The following is a 3,269-nucleotide window of genomic DNA, read 5'->3' as shown; positions in this document are numbered from 1 at the left end:
CTCCTTCTCGGTGGTGTGGTAATCCCGAGAATACCCTACTTTTTTGTTGCCTGCTAGGCTCCAAATCTTGGTACACAACTTATTTTACGCCATCGGACTTTTTATCGTTATCGGCAAAATAACGTGTCCATCGGTGAGGATGTGTCTTCTAGCTATTTATAGCAAGACGATCTAGGCAGTTCCCTTTGGGGATTGCTATTTTTTTTGCTAAGTTTTTGCGATTGGCATAAGTAGATGGTGTATAAAGCTGCCTTAATGCAGGCTCATCGAGTATGCTTTGCAGTAGGTGGAAACCAAGAACAGTTTCGATCTTGGATATGTTCTCTCTATTTTCCATTAGCCAAGACAAATCCATATCGTCAACTTCATCTGGGTACTCGATCTGTGCAAGCGTCTTCTCCATCGTATAGTCAAAGAATGGTTTTTGGAGTAATTCTACTGCCTTCCTCGTTGTCGAGAATCTTCTCAGATCGTTGTCACTAGGTCGGACTTCTAGTCGAAGTATACCTTTAGAACGTTCAATAATCTCGTTTGATTCTTCTCCCTTTCGGGTCTGCTTGTGCTTATCATAAAGCATAATTCTGCTGCTTTTGTTCCGGTATTCAACGGTCTGGTCATGGTTGTAAGCTATTGTATTCTTGTAAGCAAGCTGCTGCCTACTGAGCATCCGTACATAATCACCAACCTTCTTACCCACCTGAAAATTGCAACAGATATCACATCGGCTTATTATCCAGTCAGAGTGTGGAATATACACATCAAAGAGATGGAGCAGCCTCTCTTGCAATCGTTCAAAGAACAAGGGAATGTCTGCTTCTGTGAGCATCGTAACGTTGTCTCCGTATAGAAACTTCGGCATGGATACTTGAACTGTGAGTGTTTGGCTATTCTCGATATACTTCATGTACGGCAACTTTTCATCTTTTAACGTATAGCTTGTGTTTAATGCACCTGTTTCTTTGCTAAAGAATGTAGTTGAATGTCCGTTGTATTGATTCAATATATCTGGATCAATAGGAATAGGTCTTGCTTTCAGTATGATAGTGTCAAACATATGAAACCTTCTTTCATTTCTAGTAGTCTAAAATATTGGATGTAATTGGAGATGTTATAAGAACGAGAACCTGCCGCTGGAGTCAGGCTATTATTCAACTCGTGTCTATCTTTTTCATCGTGCTCACCGCCTATTAAGGCTTAATTCCAGTTTCCTCTAACAGCTTGTCTAGCTTCTCAAAGAACTGTTTCTGTTCGTATTTTGCGTAATCTGGATGTACTCCCCATTCGTTATCTCTATGGACGAGATAATATAAGACCAGTTCCAATGCTGTCTTTTTATTCCGATTCTGTTCCTGCAATACCGAAACTACATCTGCCAAAAGGTTTAAATTTGCGCTTTCGCTGATTAAATCCGCACTTAATAGGGCACTTATTTGTTCGGTAAGTTTTTCTCTTTTCTGTCCTGCTTGAACATACTCAAGAAGGTTAAAATGCTGTGAATAGTGCTGTGTTGTAGTGTATTCGTTTCCTTCATCATCAACGTTTGTAATTTCGATTTCCTCATGTTCATCTGTTTTGGTTAAATAAATCATAAGAATTTCCGACTTTTCGGATGGAAGCAACTCCTTCTGGAACAATGTTTGATCCTCGATTCCAAACAACTCAGACAATTGTTCCAGACGTGGTTCAGGTATTTTACGTCTTTCTTTGATCCAGTCTTGAAATGTCTGCTTCGAAACCCCTATGGCTTCTGCTACTGATTTGTACTCCATGTGAAACGTGTCAGCTATAAATTGTAATCCAATCATCTCAATCACCGCCATACTTAGTATGTCTTTCTGCGATTAAATATATCACGCCATACTCAGAATGTCAAACGTTAAGTCAAAAGAAAAACCACATGTAGCATCCTACATGTGGCAAGAATGGATAATAAAATTAGTTTTCCGAAAGCCTTATTGCCTTTAGCAATGCCTCCGCTAGAGAAGACTCATTTAATTCTTTACCCAAGAAAAAGGTATTTCCCTCTTGATGAACATATCCCTTCTTATCTGAATACGTAGTTGGTGTAACTTGATAACCTTCCTCATCCCAATGTAAATTAACAACTTTCTTGTTTTTAATTGCTTTCTTGTAACCTTTTATTTTTAAGTGCTTCTCTATTGCTGTAACCTTTGGAAAATCATTATCGACCTCTTGCGAATAACACCGTTTAAAACTTTCTTCTATAACAGATTGAAGTTCTTCAGTGTTATACGGGTGTCTAAGCTCTACAATATTGTTAACTTCAGCAGTAACTTTATGAACCGTCCATATTCCATGTGGTACAAAAAACAGATCATTGCTTTTATCCACATACACTGTCACATCTTTAAAATCAAAATTCAATTGATTCACTCCTATTCAACTATTTTAACGATTATTTGTATGCCTTGCTTACTGGCATCAGCAATTGCCTTATCCAATTCTGCAGCTTGACTTTTAGTTAGCTGTACAGGAGGAAGAGCAAGCTCCAAAATCCTCTTAGTTTGGGAATCCACCCTAACAGTTAAACCTCCATAAGTCGTGGTACTAAAATCATCCAATTTATTAACATAATTCATTAATGTACTATACAATTTATTTGATTTTTCATATGTCTTACCACTAATGTCTAGAGATTTTATACTAGTAACACTCTGTGCTACTCCGGTTTTCCCAAGAACAAACTTGTCTATGGTAGGAAAATTATTCACCATTCCACCTAAATCTTTTTCAATTTTATATCCTCGCTTAGAAAAACCAAGTGCCCACACACCAGTTTTAGCTTCTCTAAATTTCTCTGCCGTACTCAATGTTCTTCCAACATAAGAACCCGGGACAAATGGAAGAAATACAGATGCAGTATCCCACAATAGAAATGCAGCATTTTTCCAAGAAGGATGATTGTAAAACTCATAAGCGCTATAGCCCATACTTCCTATATCAATAATAGTTTCTACGACGTGTCCTGTTGGGTCAATATTGATAAGTGGATTATTATGCACATACGTATACAAATTCTGACTCAGCGGATTATCAATCTGCCCTTCATACGTATCCTCATTTATAAACCGCCCAATACTTGGATCATAATACCGTGCTCGCAGATAGTAAAGTCCTGTCTCTTCATCGTAGATCTCTCCAGCATACTTGAAGGAGTTCTGAATCCCCTCAGTCTGACTGGTGATGTTACCCCACTCATCATAGGCGTAGGAATTGACAATCGCACCGCTCTTATCCACGATCTGTAC

At 38.4% G+C, this 3,269-nt stretch carries 4 protein-coding genes; all 4 read right to left on the bottom strand.

The features are described from left to right. Positions 1 to 148 precede the first annotated feature (148 nt). Positions 149 to 1,054 carry a phage/plasmid replication domain-containing protein gene (locus tag M2108_RS31220; protein ID WP_277473352.1) on the bottom strand — a complete coding sequence of 302 codons (906 nt, stop codon included), beginning with the start codon at positions 1,052 to 1,054 and terminating at the stop codon, positions 149 to 151. A gap of 133 nt (positions 1,055 to 1,187) precedes the next feature. After that, positions 1,188 to 1,805 carry a helix-turn-helix domain-containing protein gene (locus M2108_RS31215; RefSeq protein ID WP_277547461.1) on the bottom strand — a complete coding sequence of 206 codons (618 nt, stop codon included), beginning with the start codon at positions 1,803 to 1,805 and terminating at the stop codon, positions 1,188 to 1,190. A gap of 130 nt (positions 1,806 to 1,935) precedes the next feature. Next, on the bottom strand, positions 1,936 to 2,385 hold the full coding sequence (locus M2108_RS31210; RefSeq protein WP_277473354.1) for a hypothetical protein: 450 nt from the start codon (positions 2,383 to 2,385) through the stop codon (positions 1,936 to 1,938). A gap of 11 nt (positions 2,386 to 2,396) precedes the next feature. Then, positions 2,397 to 3,269 (bottom strand): RHS repeat-associated core domain-containing protein (locus tag M2108_RS31205; protein ID WP_277473355.1); only part of this gene is annotated, 873 nt, incomplete at its 5' end.

Source organism: Paenibacillus sp. PastM-3, from assembly GCF_029893965.1.
Classification (GTDB): Bacteria; Bacillota; Bacilli; order Paenibacillales; family Paenibacillaceae; genus Paenibacillus_AQ.
Note: the sequence above shows the minus strand (reverse complement) of the source record. Positions and strands in the feature narration are given on the sequence as shown.

Bases quoted from the DNA above. Each gene is read 5' to 3' on its own strand.
- M2108_RS31220 (WP_277473352.1), bottom strand. From the start codon at position 1,054: ATGTTTGACACTATCATACTGAAAGCAAGACCTATTCCTATTGATCCA.
- M2108_RS31215 (WP_277547461.1), bottom strand. From the start codon at position 1,805: ATGATTGGATTACAATTTATAGCTGACACGTTTCACATGGAGTACAAA.